The 18220-nt window shown below is 68.5% G+C and carries 12 protein-coding genes; 1 reads left to right on the forward strand and 11 read right to left on the reverse strand.

Annotated elements, in window-relative coordinates; genetic code table 11:
- Positions 1-290: 290 nt before the first annotated feature.
- The 7 genes from hutG to ACWCO2_RS21865 all read right to left on the reverse strand — a co-directional run bounded on the left by hutG (position 291) and on the right by ACWCO2_RS21865 (position 10273).
- The gene (gene hutG, locus ACWCO2_RS21835; protein WP_450129591.1) at positions 291-1232 is read right to left on the reverse strand and encodes a formimidoylglutamase; all 942 of its coding nucleotides are present in this window, start codon (positions 1230-1232) and stop codon (positions 291-293) included.
- 79 nt (positions 1233-1311) lie between these two features.
- Positions 1312-2973 carry a urocanate hydratase gene (gene hutU / locus ACWCO2_RS21840; protein ID WP_450129592.1) on the reverse strand — a complete coding sequence of 554 codons (1662 nt, stop codon included), beginning with the start codon at positions 2971-2973 and terminating at the stop codon, positions 1312-1314.
- Positions 2974-3096: 123 nt separating this feature from the next.
- Entirely contained in the window at positions 3097-3297 is a 201-nt protein-coding gene (locus tag ACWCO2_RS21845) for an alkaline phosphatase D family protein (RefSeq protein WP_450129593.1), read from the reverse strand.
- Between the two features lie 31 nt (positions 3298-3328).
- On the reverse strand, positions 3329-6745 hold the full coding sequence (locus tag ACWCO2_RS21850) for a phosphodiester glycosidase family protein (protein WP_450129594.1): 3417 nt from the start codon (positions 6743-6745) through the stop codon (positions 3329-3331).
- 209 nt (positions 6746-6954) lie between these two features.
- Positions 6955-7773, reverse strand: coding sequence for an endonuclease/exonuclease/phosphatase family protein (locus ACWCO2_RS21855; RefSeq protein ID WP_450129595.1), 819 nt, complete (start codon positions 7771-7773; stop codon positions 6955-6957).
- Between the two features lie 477 nt (positions 7774-8250).
- Complete coding sequence (locus ACWCO2_RS21860) at positions 8251-9036, reverse strand: IclR family transcriptional regulator (protein ID WP_450129596.1); 786 nt, start codon at positions 9034-9036, stop codon at positions 8251-8253.
- 58 nt (positions 9037-9094) lie between these two features.
- Positions 9095-10273, reverse strand: a complete 1179-nt coding sequence (locus tag ACWCO2_RS21865; protein WP_450129597.1) for a CaiB/BaiF CoA transferase family protein — start codon at positions 10271-10273, stop codon at positions 9095-9097.
- A 151-nt stretch (positions 10274-10424) separates the two neighbouring features.
- Between ACWCO2_RS21865 and ACWCO2_RS21870 the strand changes: the two genes are divergently transcribed.
- Positions 10425-11564, forward strand: coding sequence for an acyl-CoA dehydrogenase family protein (locus tag ACWCO2_RS21870; RefSeq protein ID WP_450129598.1), 1140 nt, complete (start codon positions 10425-10427; stop codon positions 11562-11564).
- Here the strand turns inward: ACWCO2_RS21870 and ACWCO2_RS21875 are convergent.
- The 4 genes from ACWCO2_RS21875 to ACWCO2_RS21890 all read right to left on the reverse strand — a co-directional run bounded on the left by ACWCO2_RS21875 (position 11539) and on the right by ACWCO2_RS21890 (position 17992).
- Positions 11539-13008 (reverse strand): PucR family transcriptional regulator, encoded by a 1470-nt coding sequence (locus ACWCO2_RS21875; protein WP_450129599.1) that lies wholly within the window; start codon positions 13006-13008, stop codon positions 11539-11541. The two genes, ACWCO2_RS21870 and ACWCO2_RS21875, sit on opposite strands and share 26 nt — an antisense overlap.
- 264 nt (positions 13009-13272) lie before the next feature.
- On the reverse strand, positions 13273-14652 hold the full coding sequence (locus ACWCO2_RS21880) for a purine-cytosine permease family protein (protein WP_450129600.1): 1380 nt from the start codon (positions 14650-14652) through the stop codon (positions 13273-13275).
- 209 nt (positions 14653-14861) lie between these two features.
- Entirely contained in the window at positions 14862-16427 is a 1566-nt protein-coding gene (hutH, locus tag ACWCO2_RS21885; RefSeq protein WP_450129601.1) for a histidine ammonia-lyase, read from the reverse strand.
- A gap of 140 nt (positions 16428-16567) precedes the next feature.
- Positions 16568-17992 (reverse strand): amino acid permease, encoded by a 1425-nt coding sequence (locus ACWCO2_RS21890; RefSeq protein WP_450129602.1) that lies wholly within the window; start codon positions 17990-17992, stop codon positions 16568-16570.
- Positions 17993-18220 lie beyond the last annotated feature (228 nt).

Raw genomic sequence — 18220 nt, forward strand, 5'->3', positions numbered from 1 at the left:
ACCGAGAATCCCACGCAACGATCTCCACCATCAACAGCACAGCGCCCCCGCAACCGAAGTCGCGAGGGCGCTGTTTCAGATCCTGTCTTCGATCCTGGTCTTCGTCTTTGATGCGGCGCCAGGCGCATAGCCCACCCGCACCGCAACGCAAAACGAGTGCTTCAGACAGGTTCCCAGGAGCCGGACTACTCGAGTCCGCGGTGGATGGTGTCCTGCTCCTCTTCGAACATGTCCGCGAAGACGTCGTCAGTGATTTCACGGGCGGATTCGTGCTCGGGCATGGCTTTCCCCTAGCGGGTGTGCTTGGTGGTTATCCGGTGCAGCAGTCGGGCGGCCGTGCGGGCGGTGCGGTTGTCGATGTCGAGCTCGGGGTTGAGCTCGGCGACGTCGCACAACGCCAACTTGCCGCTGACCGCTACTCGGTCGCACACGTGCTGGATGGTCTCCAGCGGCACACCGTAGGCGGCCGGCGCACTCACGCCCGGGGCGACAGCCGCAGGCAGCACGTCCAGGTCGATCGTCAGGTAGACGACGTCGCAGCCAGCTAGGAACCGGTCCACGAACTCGTCGACGACGGCCAGGTTCGTCGGGCCGCAGTCCTCGTCGAGCAGGTAGGACACGCCCAACTCGTCGGCGGTGTCGAACAGGGTCCTGGTGTTGCTCGGCTGGCTGATGCCCAGCGCCGCGTAGTGCAGGTCCGCACCGCGCTCCCGCTCCCGCTCGGCCATCTGCCGGAACGGCGTACCGGAGCTCGGGGTCGCGTCCGCGCGGAGGTCGAAGTGGGCGTCGAGGTTGAGCACGCCGAGCTTCGCCCCGGAGCGCACCCGCTCCGATCCGGAGATGCCGAGGTAGCTGCCGTAGGCGATCTCGTGGCCGCCGCCGAACACCACGACCAACCGGCCGTCGTCGATCAGCTTGGTGAGCACGTCGCCGAGCTGCTGCTGACCTTCCTCCAACGCGTTGCCGACGACCTCCACGTCGCCGACGTCCACTGCCTCCAGCGGGGCGGGCAGGGCCATCGAGCCCAGCGCCTCGCGGATGGCTCGCGGACCGTCCGCGGCGCCCTGGCGGCCCTTGTTGCGGCGGACCCCCTCATCGCTGCGGAACCCGACGAACGCGATGTCCGCGGAACCGTCGCCGGAAACGACGTGGTGCCACCGGAGGTGCTCCGGACCCGGCCCGTCGTCGCGCCCGCTCCAGCGCTGCGGTGCGCGGTTCACCACCTCACCCATCACTTCCACTCCTAGACGTCCACTGTGGCCGATGCAACCCGGAAGGCCTTGACCAGCAAGGCCTTCCGGTCCTGTTTGATCAGGAATCGAGCATCGGGACCCGCACGCCGCGCTCCTTGGCGACCGAGGTCGCGTACTCGTACCCGGCGTCGACGTGACGCAGCACGCCCATGCCCGGGTCGTTGGTGAGCACTCGCTCGATCTTCTCCGCGGCCAGCTCGGTGCCGTCGGCGACGCAGACCTGACCGGCGTGGATCGAGCGACCCATGCCGACGCCGCCGCCGTGGTGGATCGACACCCAGGAGGCACCCGAGGCGGTGTTGACCAGCGCGTTCAGCAGCGGCCAGTCGGCGATCGCGTCGGAACCGTCCAGCATCGACTCGGTCTCCCGGTACGGGGAGGCAACCGAACCGGAGTCGAGGTGGTCGCGGCCGATGGCGATCGGCGCGGACAGCTCGCCGGAGGCGACCATCTCGTTGAACTTCAGACCGGCGAGGTGGCGCTCGCCGTAGCCCAGCCAGCAGATGCGGGCGGGCAGGCCCTCGAAGGCGACCCGCTCGCCAGCCATCTTCAGCCAGCGGTGCAGGTGCTCGTTCTCCGGGAACAGCTCCATGATCGCCTTGTCGGTCTTGGCGATGTCCTCCGGGTCACCGGACAGCGCGGCCCAGCGGAACGGGCCGAGGCCCTCCTCGAACAGCGGCCGGATGTGCGCGGGCACGAAGCCGGGGAAGTCGAAGGCGCGGTCGAAACCGGCCTTGCGGGCCTCGTCGCGGATCGAGTTGCCGTAGTCGAAGACCTCGATGCCCTTGTCCAGGAAGCCGACCATCGCCTCGACCTGGGCGGCCATCGACTTGCGGGACCGCTCGGTGAAGGCCGCCGGGTCCTGCTCGGCCAGCGCCGCCCACTCCTCGACGCTCACGCCCACCGGCAGGTAGGACAGCGGGTCGTGCGCGGAGGTCTGGTCCGTGACGATGTCGATCGGCGCGTCCATCTCCAGCAGCTGCGGGAACACCTCGGCGGCGTTGCCCACCAGGCCGATCGACAGCGCCTTGCGCTCGTCGCGGGCTTCCTTCGCCAGGCGCAGGGCCTCGTCGATGGTGTCGGCGCGGACGTCGAGGTAGCGGTGCTTGATGCGGCGCTCGATGCGCGAGGGGTCGCACTCGACGCAGATCGCCACGCCCTCGTTCATGGTCACCGCGAGCGGCTGGGCGCCACCCATGCCGCCGAGGCCGGCAGTCAGGGTGATGGTGCCGGCGAGGGTGCCGTTGAAGCGCTTGCGGGCGACCGCGCCGAAGGTCTCGTAGGTGCCCTGCAGGATGCCCTGGCTGCCGATGTAGATCCACGACCCGGCGGTCATCTGGCCGTACATGGTCAGACCCAACGAGTCGAGGCGGCGGAACTCCTCCCAGTTCGCCCAGTCGCCGACCAGGTTGGAGTTGGCGATGAGGACCCGCGGGGCCCACTCGTGGGTGCGCAGCACGCCGACCGGCTTGCCGGACTGGACGAGCAGGGTCTCGTCCTTCTCGAGGGTCTTGAGCGTCTCGGTGATCGCGTCGAAGGCCTGCCACGTCCGCGCGGCCTTGCCGGTGCCGCCGTAGACCACCAGGTCGTCGGGCCGCTCGGCAACCTCGGCATCGAGGTTGTTCATCAGCATCCGCAGCGCGCCTTCCTGCTGCCAACCGCGGCAGTTCAGCTCCGCGCCGCGCGGCGCGCGAATGTTGCGGGCGTGCTCGTTGGTCATGTGCTGCTCCAGGTTCGAGCCGTTCTCGGTTGCCCCATCAGATCCCGCGTCACGCCCGGCTAACAGGACCAAGCCGGGTCTTTCTCGGATCCGAGACACTTAAGCGTGAGGGGCACAGTTGAGTCATCCGTTGACCAAAGGGCCGATCGAACCGGGACCGTCGTGGTCGAGGCGGGCGAGCATCACGTTGCTGCCCAGGATGTTCCAGGCCGCGTTGGAGGTCTCGAAGCCCGAGTACAGCCAGCGCTCCTGCTCGAAACCAAGCATCGTGATGTCGGGCCCGTACGCGGCAGCGCATGCATCGGCCGGTGCCCCGGCCGCCACGCGACCGGGGCACCGAAAGGGAAACGGGCGCCTACCTCGCCGCCACCGTGACGGGCACGGTCGCGGCCACGCCGTTCACCAGCACCGAGAGCGAACCGGCGCCGGAACGCAGCGCGGTGAGTACTCCGGTGCGCGGGTCGTAGCTGGCTATGTCCTGCATACCGGCCTCGTCGAGCGGACCGACATGGACACCTCCCGCTCCGAACCAGTCGGCGCTGACCGGGTATGCGACCGGAACCGACTTGCCGTTTTGCTTCACCGTGGCCCGCACGGTCGTCGTCGCGCCAGGAAGAAGATCACCCACAGGGTCCAGCGCGAGGCCATCGACATGCGGCCGGAATTCGACGCGCAGCCAAGGCCGTTCGGAACGCAACTCGGGTGCCGAGCGGTGCCGGTCCGCGACAGGGGTGCGGTTACCGTCCGGATCAATGCCCACCAGCGACCAGCCGGTGAACCCACCATCGGCCGGCAACGTCGACGGGGCCTTCCCGCTGTTGCCGTTCACGATGTACGGGATGCCGTCAACGCTGTTGGCGGAGAACGAGCCAACGTGCGAGCCGACGAAGGCCGCGCCCTTTCCGGTGTCCCGGCGGAAATCGGCCAGCCACTGTTCGATCACCTCGGCCTCGGTGCGGTCGGTCATCTGGCTGTTCTTCAGCGGCGACGGGTCTCGCGGCGGGTGGTGCCACAGGGCGACAACGCCGTTGACGCCGGCATCCCGTGCCGCGCCGTCCAGCGCATCACGCAGCATCGTCCACTGGTCAAACCCGCCGCCGCGCAGCGTGCCCAGCGAGGAGTCGAGCAGGACGAACCGCGTTCCGTTGTGGTCGAAGGTGCGGTGGGTTTCGCCGAACTCCTGGCGGAAGTTCGTCTGATTGCCTGGACCGTAGACCTCGTGGTTGCCGGGGTTGTAGTACCACGGCACGCGGTCGCCGATCTCCTCATTGATGACGCGGTGCGCGAGCGCCATGTCTTCCGGGTATCCGGTGTCGACCCAGTCTCCGTTGATCACAATGAAATCCGGGTTCGCCGCCACGGCTTCGCGTAGTGTGCGCCGTGCAGCCTGGACCAGCGGACCGTCCGGGTTGGCCGCAGTGAACTGCGCGTCCGACACGACGGCGAAGCGCCAGCGCGGACCGTCGTCACTCACGGCGCCGTCCTGCACGACGACTGGGTTCTCCACGCGCGGCGCGGCCGGTGTGTCGACCTGCGGCGCCACCTTGGCCGTGATGTCGTCGACCAGGACCGACCCGGTGTACTGGCGGCTCGCGCCGGTCTCGATCGTGTAGAAGCGGCTGACCGTCACCGGGAACGCGACCGTCTGCGGGATCTGCATTTCGATGTACCGCCACCCGGTCCACGTGATGTAGGGACCGTAGAGCGACTGCGACTTGCCTTCCGCGTCGATCATGGTGAACGCGGTCCACTCGCCGCGGCCCTCGCCGTACACCCACGCACCCACGGCGAGCGGCTGGCCCGGCAATTGGATCGGCGTCGGAGCCGTCGCGTAGGCGGTACGGGTCGCGGTCGACTGCGTGAAGTCGTAGGACAGCCGCAACGCGGGCCCGCCGTCGCGGCCGGTGGCCGGTGCCACCGAACCGCTGCCGCGAGCGCTGCCGAACCGCCATTGCGCGGCGTCGGCGAAGTCGGCCACCACGACGTCCTGCAGGCCGACGCTGACTGGAACGTGCGTGACGATACCGCGCACGGTCGCTTTCACGACGGTACCGGCCGCATCCGACTTGGGCCGGACCAGAAACCGGCCGTCTTCGGTGGGCGTGATGTCCAGCAGCGCCCGGTCATACTCCAACTGCACGTCGGCAGGGTCAATGGGCGCCTGGAACCCGTCCTCGTCGTGGCCGACGACGCCGAAGGTGCCGGTTGATTTCCCATCCGGAACGATGACCTTGTCGACATCGGGCCGCGTACGGGCGAGCTCGCCGAGCACCGTCACCGGGAGTCGCCCGGAGGCAGCCTTGTCCGTCGCGACCACCTCGGCGTCACCGGACTGGCTTGCGGTGAACGTGCCGTCCGCACCGATCCGTCCGATGGCGGGGGTGACTCGCCAGCGCGGGTCGGATGCCACGGGCGCATAGGTCTCGTCGTGACCGAGCGCAGCCAGTTTCCGCGTCAGGCCGGGAAAAACGCGGCTCAGCGACTCGTCCTCCTCGTCGGCGGCCGGCACCACACGCATTCCGGTGAGGCGGCCGCTGCCCTCATCGGCGAAGAGGGCGAGACCGTTGGGCACCGAGCGTTCGTGTCCGTCCGAAGGGTCGTTCTCGACGTCGACGCCCTTCTCCCCTGCCTCGCGAGCAACGAGCGTGGAGGACCCACCGCCGTCGAGATTCAGCGCATCGTCGGCGCCGAGTTCCTTCATGAAGGCGCCGAGTTCCTGGTAAGTCATGCCGCGGCTCTCGCGGGTCCGGCCGTCGATGGTGACCAGGAACATCTTCTTGCCGTCGGCCGAGAACCCGACGGACGTGCGGGGATGGACGGACTGGTCTGTCTGCGGCTGCACGACACCGTCCCGCAGCAGAACCGTGTTGCCGCCCACGGCGAACGCCATCTGGCCGTCTTGGGAGCGCGGTGCGTAATCCAGCGAAACCGCGTCGCCGACGCGCAGCGGCTCCAGGGCGTCCGCTCCGGCGTTGCGGCCGAGGAGCACAAAGGCGTTCGCCGCGATGGGACCCGCACCGGCCTGCGTGGCAACAGCGGTCACCGTGCCGTCGACGACGGTCACTTCGCGGACGCGGCTCGCCCCGGAGGCCGGGCCCGAGCGCAAATAGCTGCCCCAAAGCGGCGTAAAAGCACCGATACCGTCGGCCGGAAGCACGTGCTGGTTGAGTCCGTCCAGGCGAGCGCTGCGCCCCGGCATGGACACCGAGCCGTCGAGGAACATCTCGGTCATCCGGCCGATGCCCTGGGCGTCAACGCCGACCGCGTGGTTCCAGCCGGGTGTCGGTCCCTTGACGAGTCCGTCCCGGGACATCCCGATGCCCAGGGGCGCGGTGGAGTTGTTGATGTCGAAGAAGTCGCCGTTGACCGCGGCGACCGCGGCGCGGCGTTCGGCCTGCTGCGACACCGGTTCGCCCTTGGACACTTCACCGGGGAAGAGGTAGTCGCCGGACAGGCCCTGCGTGCCGAGGTCGGCAACCAGCGCATCACCGCGCAGGAAACCGGCGGCGTCGAGCCACTGGAACGAGGTCAGCTCCAGGCCGGGAGCCACCGGTCGCTCGGTGTGATCCAGGACGATGCGCCGACCACCGGAGTCGCCGACCTCCAGGCTGGGTTCGTCCAGCCGCGACGATGCCGCCGGGATGCGTCCCTGGGCTGGATCGGCTCCGACGACGACCGGGGCGGAATCGATCGGCCGGTCGTCTCCCTGGTCGGGCGCGGCTCCCGCGGGCGCCGCAACGCCCAAGGCCAGCACCCCCACCAGAGCGGTCACGCCGAACAGGCGAACATTTGTAGTAATCACTGGCGAACAGTGACAGAGCCCGCCACCGGCGCGCCATCCTTTCTATGACGAGAAGGGAACCAATTCCTGACCATTCCGCGGTGTTGTCCACACAACCCAGATACGACATGCGTTCGATGAGGCGAAAATCGGTGCTGAGGCTTGGCCCCGGCGGCGATGCCGCCGGGGCTGTTCCACTGCTACGGCAGCGTGATGTCGACGGAGACCGGCAGGTGGTCGGACGCATCTGACGTGATGACTTCGGCGCTGCGGGCATCGATACCCGGAGATGCGAGGACGTAGTCGATGCGCACGTGCGGCGTCTGCGCGTCGTGGGTGAACCCGTCGCCTTGCCCGGCGATGGGCCAGGTGTCGTCTAGGTGCTTGGTGGCTGCGGCGATTTCGGGAGCGTCCGGCGTGGCGTTGAGATCACCGACGAGCACCGTGGGGAGGTCAGACTCGGCGACAATGGTGTTGATCGCCTCCACCTGTGCAGACCGTTCGATCTGGGAGTTGTGCTGGAGATGCGTGTTCAGGAAGCGCATGGTCTTGCCGTCTACCATGATCCGTGCTTCCAGCAGTCCGCGCTGTTCGCCTTGCTCTGGCCGGGGAAGCGGCGTGTTGTGGGAGTCGAGGATCGGGAAGCGGGACAGGATCGCGGTCCCGTATTGACGCCGGGGTTCGCCCGGGTTCGCCGGGTCGAGGTCTAGGTTGGCGCCGTAGACCACGTGCATGTCGAGGCGATCGGCCAGCCACGCGGCCTGGTCGACGAAGTCACTGCGTGCGGACCAGTGCCGGTCGACCTCCTGCAGACCGATGACGTCGGCACCGGTCTCCTCGACAACCCGCGCAGTGTGCTCGAGATCGAGCACGTCGTCGGCTCCCGCGCCATGGTGGATGTTGAACGTTGCGACAGTGAGATCCCGCCTCGGGACATCAGCGAACGACATCGGCGCGGTCGCGATCGAGACCAGAATCAGGGCAGCAGCCAACAAAAACCGGCCGAACGGATGCTTCAACGGAGCACCTCCACATAAATTTACCAGGACGGGGCATTCTTACCTGCCGTTGTTAAATTCGCCTGGCTCCTGCCTGAACGGCAAACCACCGAGGATGTACCTTTGCGCGCCGACGTGCAGCAAACCGTTTCTAAAGACTATTGGGTAACTGGGACGACACTGACCGAATCCTCGCCGAAGGTGGGGAGAAGCATGGCGAAGCGTTGCAGCGGCGCTACGTCTACGACATTGCCGCCGGTGATGCCTCGAAGTCGATTCGGCTGCGCGCCACCGGACGTGAGATCACGCTGACGATCAAGGAGATCAGTCACGACGGGAATCGACGGGACTCAGGAGACAGAGGTCAACGATCTGCGCTTCTCTCCTGAAGCGGGAGACTGACCGCGTAGCTGGCGATCTCTGATCAACAAATCTGAAAACCGCTGGTCAGTGCGCACACGCTGCCAGGCGGCGTCCTTCGCCTCGGAGCGGCTCCGCTCAGGTCGCCAGCGGGGCGCGGCCGGAGATGGTTGCCGTCAGTTTGGCGGCACCGCCGCGCATCGCCTCCCCGACCGCGGCCGGCTCGTGGCGCTCGTGGAACCGGCTCCACGTGGTGCTCAACGCCGCCACCGGGCGGGCGCTGTGGTCGAACACCGCCGCGCCCACCGAGCGCAGACCGGGCGCGACCAGCTCCACCTCTTCCGACCAGCCGCGTTCCCGGTCGACCGCCAGCTGCTCCCCCAGCTCCGCGAGCGTGCGGGGTCCGCGACCGGTGCGGGTGATGAAGTCGCTGCGGCGCGGGAAGAGCGCCCGGACCTGGGCATCGGAACTGCCCGCGAGGATCGCGCGGCCGTTGGCGGTCAGGTGCGCGGGCAGCCGCACGCCGACGTCGGTGATCAGCGAGACGTCGGCGCCCGAGGTCGGCTGTTCCTTCAGCAGGTACACCGTTTCCGAGCCGTGCAGGATGCCCAGGTGCACGGTTTGTCCGAGATTGCGGGCCAAGCGGCGGAGGATGGGCGCGGCCCGGCGTTCCAGGGGTTCGTGGCGCAGGTAGGCCGAGCCGATCTCGAAGGACACCACGCCGAGCCCGTAGGCCTGCTCCCCCGCCAGGTAGACCACGAATCCCTTGTCCACCAGCACGGACAGGATGTGGTACAGCGACGAGCGCGGGATACCGAGGTCCCGCGCCAGGGTCGCAGCGCGCACCGGTCCTGGTGCTTCGGCCAGCCGGACGAGGACGTCCAACGCCCGTCCGACCGCCGGTGATGCGCTCGATTCGGCCACTGCACCCACCCCTCACCCGCGACGACAGCACGATTGTCGCGGATACCGCCGCTGCGACTTACGGCAGCCAATCGGCGCGGACGTCCTCCTGATGCTCGCCGAGTCGCGGAGTGCGCGGGCACGGGCGGTCGTCCGAGTCTCCGAACTGGACGGGTTGCTTGAGGTAGCGCAGCGCGCCGAGTTCGGGATGTTCCAGCTCCGCCACCAGGCCTCGGCCCTGCACCTGGTCGCTGTCCACGACCTCGGCGAGGTCCCAGATGGGCCCAGCGGGAACGCCGGCCCGTTCGGCGGCGGCCACCACTTCCGAGACCGCGCGGCGTTGCGTCCACGCCTCGATGATGCTGCGCAGCCGCTCGCGGTTCTCGGTCCGGGCGGTGTCGGTGGCGAAGCGCTCGTGGGTGGCCAGCGACGGTTTGCCCAGCATGTCGGCCAGTCTGGCGAACACGCCGTCGTTGGCCACCGCGATCGCGACCAGTCCGTCAGCGGCTTGGAAGGTGTCGAAGGGCGTGGAAACCGGGTGTCGGTTGCCGGTGCGCCCGGGCAACTTGCCGGTGGCGGTGAGCAGGCTCATCGCCGTCACCTGCATGGAGACCAGCGAATCCAGCATCGCCACGTCGAGGTGCCGACCGCGCCCGGTGCGTTCGCGATCGAACAGCGCTGCGCAGATCCCCCACGCGGCGAACATCCCGGCGCACAGGTCGCCGAGCGATTCGCCGGTCCTGGTGGGCGGGCCAGCGGGCTGTCCGGTGGCCGCCATCAGCCCGGACATCGCCTGCACCACCAGGTCGTAGGCCGGCAGGTGCGCCAGCGGGCCGTCCTGGCCGAAGCCGGAGATGCTCGCGTAGACCAGGCGCGGATTGTCCGCGGACAGCGTTGCGTGATCGACGCCGAGCTTGGCCGCCACACCCGGGCGGAAGTTCTCCACCACCACGTCCGCGCGCCCGGCCAGGGATCGGAAGAACTCGTGGTCGTCGGCGTCCTTGAGGTCCAGCGCAACGCTGCGCTTGCCCCGGTTGAGCTGGGCGAAGTAGACGCTTTCGCCGTCGACGAAGGGCCCGAGATGCCGGGAGTCGTCGCCGTGCACCGGTTCGACCTTCACCACGTCGGCCCCGAGGTCGGCCAGCATCGCCGTGCAGTAGGGCCCGGCCAGCACCCGGCTCAGGTCCAGCACGCGCACACCGTCGAGAAGTCCCATCACGCCCTCATCCCGCAGGAAGTTGCGCTCGCGAGTGCTCACGAGCGTTGTCCGCCGATCACGCTAGGAACGACGCGAAGCGGTCGACGATGTGCAGGCGCACGAAAGATCAGCGGTTTTCCGGGCAGAAGGCCATTTGTTCGCGCACCCCGCTCGTTCGGTAATGGCGCGGAAGACCGATCGAGGAGGTTCCATGACGCCTTACCTGCTGCCCGCCGAGTACGAGGACTTCCGCGCGAGCGTGCGCGCGATGGCCCAGGACAAGATCGCGCCCCGCGCCGCCGAGATCGACGAGCGCGGCGAGTTCCCGCACGACGTCTACGACGAGCTGGTGGCCGCCGGGTTGCACGCGGTCGGAATCCCCGAGCAGTACGGCGGTGACGGTGCCGACGCCACGGCCGCGGCCATCGCCGTGGAAGAGGTGGCGCGGGCGTGCGCATCGTCGTCGACGATCCTGACGTCGAACAAGCTGGGCGTGACTCCCCTGCTGCTGTTCGGCACCGAGGAGCAGAAGCAGCGGTATCTGCCCGAGGTCGCGTCCGGAAAGGCTTTGATGGCCTATGCGATCAGCGAGCGCGAGGCGGGTAGCGACGTCGCAGCGATGCGGTGCAAGGCGGTCCGGGAAGGCGACGGATACCGCTTGGACGGGGTGAAGACGTGGATCACCTCGGCGGGGATCGCGGGGCTGCTCGTGGTGTTCGCGGTGACCGATCCGGAAGCCGGGTCGCGCGGGATCTCGGCGTTCGTGGTGCACGCCGACGATCCGGGCATCAGCTACGGCCCGCCGGAGAAGAAGATGGGGCTGCGCGGTTCGGTGACCCGCGAGGTGTTCTTCGAGGACTGCCTGATCCCGGCCGACCGGATGCTCGGCGAGCCGGGCAAGGGCATGCGGGTCGCCTTGTCCACTTTGGACCGAACGCGGGTGTCGATCGGCGCGCAGGCCGTCGGGATCGGGCAGGCCGCAGTGGACGCGTCGGTCGGCTACGTGCAGGAGCGCAAGCAGTTCGGCCGTCCCATCGGGGACTTCCAAGGCGTGCAGTTCAAGCTCGCCGACATGGGCATGCAGGTCACCGCCGCTCGCCAGCTGGTCTACGCAGCCGCAGCGCGCGCCGACGGCGCACCGGACCTGACGTTCTTCGGTGCCGCCGCGAAGTGCTTCGCCTCCGACGCGGCGATGCGCGTGGCCACCGATGCGGTGCAGCTGTTCGGCGGCTACGGCTACACCCGCGACTTCCCGGTCGAGCGGTTGATGCGCGACGCGAAGATCACGCAGATCTACGAGGGCACCAACGAGATCCAGCGGGTCGTCATGGCTCGTCGGCTCCTCGGCTGAGCGCTCGCACGGCGAACCACAGCTCGATCCGGTCGGTCAGCCGCGCGAGGTCGCGTCCGGTGAGCTGCTCGACCAGCTGCAGCCGGTAGCGCAGGCTGTTTCGGTGCACGGCCAGCGCTTTCGCAGTCACCGATGGTGAGCAGTCGTGGTCGAGGTAGGCGCGCAGGGTCGCGAGCAGTTCACCGTCGTGCTCGACGTCGTAGCGCAGCAGCCGGGCCAGCGTTGTCTCGGCGAGTTCCTTCATGGGCAGATCGACACTGCCGGCCAGCAGACCGGTCACGCTCAGGGGCCCGGCCGGGTGCACCCCGGGTCCCTGAGCGCTGGCCTGGCGCGCTTCGGCGTGCCCGATGCGCAACCCGGGGACACCTGACCTGGCGGTGCTGACCCCAACGCCGACCTGCGGGTCCAGCACCGCCAGCCGGTCGCGGAGCTCCGTGGCGATGCCTGCGACGTCTGCGGTGGCGGGCACGATCAGCACGGCGCTGTTGTCGATGACCGCGGTCGGCTGGTGGTCGTCGCGGCGCTCCACCAGCTGCCCCACCGCCCACGGCAGGCGGCGCAACCGGTCCGCAGGTCCGGCGACGGTGGCCAGCACGACGTGGTTCGGCTCGCCGATCGGCACGCGGGCGCGGGCCAACCGAGCGCGTCCCTCGCGGTCGGAGATCACGTGTTCCAGCACGTCCTCGACGACGTGGCCGAGCAGTTCACGCCGCCCGGTCAGCACCGCCTGGTGCCGGGCGATCTCCAGTCCGAGGATGTTCGCGGCGAACGACAGCACGCTCTCGAACTGCGCGGGGATGTCAGCGCACACCTGGGCGACCGGCACCTGGTCGATCTCGACCGGCCGGCGTACCGCCGCGTCGGGAACTGCCGCGTGCTGGGGGAATTTCGCCAGCACCGCACCGTCCACGCCGACCACTGCGACAGGCGTTCGTCCGAGGTGGACGTAGAGCCTGCTGAGCAGACCGGTCAGACCGTTTCCGGCGAGCAGTGCGCGCACGAGTTCGTCCTGCACCGCGACGTTGGCGCGAACCGCGTCGTACTGCTCGGCGAAGATGCGGTCGGCAACCCAGTGGCTGATCTGGATGAACGGCACCTCGCACGGTGATTCCACCAGCGCGAGCCCGCATTCCTCGGCGGCCCGGACGACGACGTCCGGGACTTCGCGGTGCACCAGCCCGGTGCCGAAGCACAGCGCCGCGATCGGCAGCCGCGCCAACCGGTCGATCAGCTCCCACCACTGCTCGTCGGTGCGCTCGTACATGCCAGTGGTCAGCACGAGTTCGTCGCCGCGCAGGAACGGGACCGGATCGGGCAGTTCCGTGGTGGAGACCCAGCTGATGGGCCGGACCGCGGCAGCGCAGTGACTGGTCTTCGGCACCAGCTGCAGCGACGGTTCCGCGACGAGATCGACCACGCTCACCGGCATCATCACGTTCTTCACCCGCTCATCAGACGAGTGAGTGCTCCGCGCCGGGACGCGGAGCACTCAGCACCGTTTCTCGTCAGAACCTGTATTGAAGTCATTTTGCGTAGCGGTGCGAGTAGCGGAACCTCAGCGCCCGCCTGGACTGCGGGTGCCCACCCTTATGTATGCCAGGCTGGGCCATGCTCGCCAGACGAACGCTGAGAACCCGCGGCGGTGCAAGCGCCGAGGGTGGGCTATGCGCCTGGCGGCGCATCAAAAGCAAGGATCAAAAACAGGCACTCAGGCCGCCGGAGCCGTCTCCTGGATTCGCTTGCGCATCGCGGCCCAGTAGATGACACCCGGGACCACCAGGCCGAGCAGCCACGCGATGTCCGCGCCGCCGAGCAGCGCCACCAGGGGTCCGGTGAATACACCGTCCACATTGGAGAACGGGATCTGCACCGCGATGCCGATGAAGTAGGCGATCAGCGCCGGCGCGCACCAGCGGCCGTAGACGCCGTTGGGGTCGTACATCGCCTCCAGGTCGTACTTCTCCTTGCGCAGGAAGTAGAAGTCGACCAGGTTGACCGCGCTCCACGGGGTCAGGAAGTAGAGCAGGAAGTGCAGGAACAGCACGAAGTTCGACAGGAAGTCACCGCGCCCCAGCACCGCGATCACGCCGCCCAGCACGCCGACGAGCGCGATGTAGCCGATCCGGGTCGCCGGGGACAGCCCGGCCTTGCGGGTGAAGGCGCTCATCGTGGTGGCCACGGTCATGTAGCCGCCGTAGATGTTGAGCACGTTGATGGTGAGCTTGCCCAACGCGATGGCCAGCAACAGCGGCAGCACCAGGGCCTCGCCGCCGAGACCCACCACGTAGGCGACCTCGTGGCCCTTGAACTCCGTGCCCGCCACCGCGTAAGCCAGCGCGCCGAACGACATCGCCCAGGTCGCGCCGAGCACGGTGCCGCCGTAGGTCCACCAGAACGTCGCGCGGATCGAGGTGTTCGAGGGCAGGTACCGCGAAGTGTCGGCGACGTAGGGGCCGAAGGTGAGCTGCCAGGACGCGGTCAGCGACAGCGCGAGCAGGAAGGCGGGCACGTCCAGCTTCGCGTTGGCCAGCACCGGCCCGAGATCGCGCGTGGTGACCAGCCGGAAGGTCAGGTACACGAACATCACGACCGACACCAGCGACGCCAGCCAGCCGAAGCGGTGGATCAGCTGGTACCCGACGATCGCGATCGTTGCCGACAGCGCCGCGTAGAGCACGATGCTCAGATCCAGCGGCAGGTTGGTGATCGCCGAAAGCGCCTGCCCGCCCAGCACGTTGCCGCTGGCGAAGTAGCCGAGGTACATCAGCACCACGAGCACCAGCGGCAGCACGGCGCCGTACACGCCGAACTGGGCCCGGCTCTGGATCATCTGCGGGATGCCCAGTTTCGGCCCCTGAGCCGCGTGCAGGGCCATCGGCACGCCGCCGATGGCGTTGCCCATCGCGATAGCCACCAGCGCCCACAGTGGATGCAGCCCCACGAGCACGGTCAGCGCGCCGGTCACCGCCGAGGTGATCTGCATGTTGCTGGCGAACCACAACGTGAAGAGGCTGCGCGGACTGCCGTGCCGCTCGCTCTCCGGGATCGGGTCGATCGACCTCCGCTCGACCTGCAAACCACCGGCCATGTGTCACTCCTCGCCCCGCCGAGTTCAGTTCGTTCCATTAGTCGCCGCAACGTTCTCCGGAGCAATGCCCGGCACTGCCCCGCTGTCTTGAATGTCAGACACAGCACCTCAGGCGGACGAATTAACTTCCCAGAAGCACCGAACCGGACGGGGATTCGACGATCCCCGCCCGGTTCGGTTCGGAAAAATCAAGCTGCGACTGGAGGTTCTCAGTCGAGCGAGCCGACGACCTCTTCAGCCGCGGCCACCAGCTGCCCGTTCTGGCACAGCTCGACGGCGGCCTCGATCTCCGGCGACAGGTGCCGGTCGGTGCCCGGGCCGTCGACGTGCTCGCGGATGCGGTCGCGCACGGCCCCGGTCGCCGCCGACGGGGTCAGCGGGTTGCGCATGTCGATGGCGCGAGCCGCGGTCAGCGCCTCGATCGCCAGGACGCGGGTCAGGCCGTCAACGGCGCGACGCAGCTTGCGGGCCGCGGACCAGCCCATCGAGACGTGGTCCTCCTGCATCGCCGAGGACGGGATCGAGTCGACGCTGGCCGGGACGGCCAGGCGCTTGAGCTCGGAGACGATCGCGGCCTGGGTGTACTGGGCGATCATGTGCCCGCTGTCCACGCCCGGGTCATCGGCGAGGAACGGCGTCAGGCCGTGGTTGCGGGCCGGGTCCAGGAACCGGTCGGTCCGGCGCTCGCTGATGCTGGCCAGGTCCGCGGCGACGATCGCCAGGAAGTCCAGCACGTAGGCCACGGGCGCGCCGTGGAAGTTGCCGTTGGACTCCACGCGGCCGTCGAGGGTGACCACCGGGTTGTCCACAGCGCTGGCGAGCTCGACCGACGCGACCGACTCGGCGTGCGCGATGGTGTCGCGGACGCCGCCGGCGACCTGCGGCGAACAGCGCAGCGAGTAGGCGTCCTGGACGCGGGTGCAGTCCGGACCGGCGTGGCTGGCCACGATGCCCGAACCGGCCAGCAGGCGCGACATGTTCGACGCGGCGGCGGCCTGGCCCGGGTGCGGACGCAGTGCCTGCAGGTCGGCGGCGAAAACGCGGTCGGTGCCGAGCTGACCCTCAATGCTCATCGCGGCGGTGATGTCGGCGAGCTTGACCAGCTGGCGCAGGTCGTGGCAGGCCAGCACGAGCTGGCCGAGCATGCCGTCCGTGCCGTTGATCAGCGCGAGGCCTTCCTTCTCCTGCAGCTCGACCGGGGTGATCCCGGCGGCAGCGAGGGCTTCGGCGGCGGGCTTCGACTGGCCGTCGGCGTCGCGGACGGTGCCCTCGCCCATCATGGCCAGCGCGATGTGCGCGAGCGGCGCGAGGTCACCGGAGCAGCCCAGGCTGCCGTACTCGTGGACGACCGGGGTGATGCCGGCCGACAGGACCGCGGCGTAGGTCTCGGCAACCTCGAGGCGGACGCCGGTGCGGCCGGTGGCCAAGGTGGACAGGCGCAGCAGCATCAGGGCACGGACGACCTCGCGCTCGACCTCCGGGCCAGTGCCGGCGGCGTGTGAGCGCACCAGGCTCTTCTGCAGCTGCTTGCGCAGCTCCAGCGGGATGTGCCGGGTGGCGAGCGCACCGAAGCCGGTGGAGATGCCGTAGACCGGCTTGGGCTCCCCGGCCAGGCTCTCGATCCGGCCGCGGGTGGCCGCGATCTCCTTCTTGGACTCCGCGGACAGCTCCACGCGCGCGCCGTCGCGGGCGACGCGGACGACGTCGGCCGCGCTGACCGCGCCGACTCCCACGACCACGGTAGCGGTGTCCACGGCAGCTTCAGTACGGCTCATGCTCAAACTTCTTTCCTCGTGAGTTGGATGTTTCGCGCCCTTCCCGGGCTGGCGGGCCCGGTTCGGGGGCGGCGCGTGAAGTTGGGAACCAGCGGCGGCCGGATCGACGGCCGCCGCTGGAGCACTGGGGTGCAACCGGGTCAGCTCGCCCCGACCTCGGAGTTGACGCGCTCGTCGTCCGGGTCACCGCTGCCGGGGTTGCCCGGCCGTTGGCCGATGCCCAGCCAGTAGCCGAGCGACAGCAGCACGAGCCACACCGCACCGACGATGAGCGCCACGCGGGTTTCCGCCGAGAAGGCCAGCAGAACGGTGACGAAGATCAGGAAGGCGATCGCCACGATCTGGGCGAAGGGCCACAACGGCGCCGGGAATTTCAGCGCCGCGACTTCCTCCGCGCTCATCTTACGTCGGGCCTGGTAGTGCGACAGCATGATCATCAGCCACACCCACACCGTGGCGAAGGTGGCGATGGAGGCGATGATCGTGAAGATGTCCTCCGGCACGGCGTAGTTGAGCACCACGCCGATCAGCAGCGCGCCGGTCATGATGACCACGGTCATCCACGGCACGCCGTTGCGGGAGACGCGACCCATGATCGCCGGGGCCTGGCCGCGCTCGGCCATGCCGAACAGCATGCGACCAGCACCGAAGATGTCGCTGTTGATCGCCGACAGCGCGGCGGTGATGACCACGATGTTGAGCACCGTCGCCGCGGAGTTCATGCCGAGGCTCTGGAAGATCTCCACGAACGGGCTGCCCTCGCCGGTGATCTGCTGCCACGGGGTGATCGACATGATCACGCCCAGGGCCAGCACGTAGAACAGCAGGACTCGGACCGGCACGGTGTTGACCGCGCGCGGGATGGTCTTCGCCGGGTCCTCGGCCTCACCGGCGGTGACGCCGATGATCTCGGTGCCGCCGAAGGCGAACATCACCACGGCGAAGGACATCAGGAAGCCTCCGATGCCGTTGGGGAACATCCCGCCGTTGGACCAGAGGTTGCTCACCGCGGGCTCGGCGTGGCCGCCACCGGCGGTGAAGCCGAAGACCAGCACGGCGATACCGCCGACGATCATCGCGACGATGGCGACGACCTTGATCACCGAGAACCAGAACTCGAGCTCGCCGAACGCCTTGACGCTGAGCAGGTTCACAGCAGCGAGGAGGAACAGCGTGGCCAGCACCCAGGTCCACCGAGGTACGTCGGGGAACCAGAAGCCCATGTAGACCGCCAGCGCGGTGACGTCCGCGATGCAGACGATGATCATCTCGAACGTGTAGGTCCAGCCGGTGATGAAGCCCGGCAGGCGTCCGAGGTGCCGAGTCGCGTACTCGCCGAACGAGCCGGGCACCGGGTCGGCCACGGCCATCTCGCCGAGCGCCCGGAGCACGATGAAGACCACGGCGCCGCCGATCAGATAGGCGAACAGCACCGAAGGGCCTGCCGTGTTGATCGCGTCCGACGATCCGTAGAAGAGACCGGTCCCGATGGCCGAGCCGAGAGCGATGAAGCGGATGTGCCGTGCCGTGAGGCCTCGACTCAGGGCCGCCGCGCCTTTTCTCACCTAGTTCCTCCCTGCGGGAACCACGTCGTTCCCTGTGTTGCGACCGGGGTGGTGAACCGCTCGGTTCGGGGCCGCCGGACTGTGCTTGCGCGCACAATCGAAGGCGGTGCGATATGTATAGTGCTGTATATACATTTCGTCAAGAGGTTGGTTCGAAATCAGCTGGCGCACAACGCCCACTCGATGACGAACACGAACAATCCAGCTGGCAAAAGGGGTTTTGAGCGA

Source organism: Saccharopolyspora sp. NPDC002376, from assembly GCF_053593195.1.

Bases quoted from the DNA above. Each gene is read 5' to 3' on its own strand.
- hutG (WP_450129591.1), bottom strand. From the start codon at position 1,232: ATGGGTGAGGTGGTGAACCGCGCACCGCAGCGCTGGAGCGGGCGCGAC.
- ACWCO2_RS21880 (WP_450129600.1), bottom strand. From the start codon at position 14,652: ATGGCCGGTGGTTTGCAGGTCGAGCGGAGGTCGATCGACCCGATCCCG.
- hutH (WP_450129601.1), bottom strand. From the start codon at position 16,427: ATGAGCCGTACTGAAGCTGCCGTGGACACCGCTACCGTGGTCGTGGGA.
- ACWCO2_RS21870 (WP_450129598.1), top strand. From the start codon at position 10,425: ATGACGCCTTACCTGCTGCCCGCCGAGTACGAGGACTTCCGCGCGAGC.
- hutU (WP_450129592.1), bottom strand. From the start codon at position 2,973: ATGACCAACGAGCACGCCCGCAACATTCGCGCGCCGCGCGGCGCGGAG.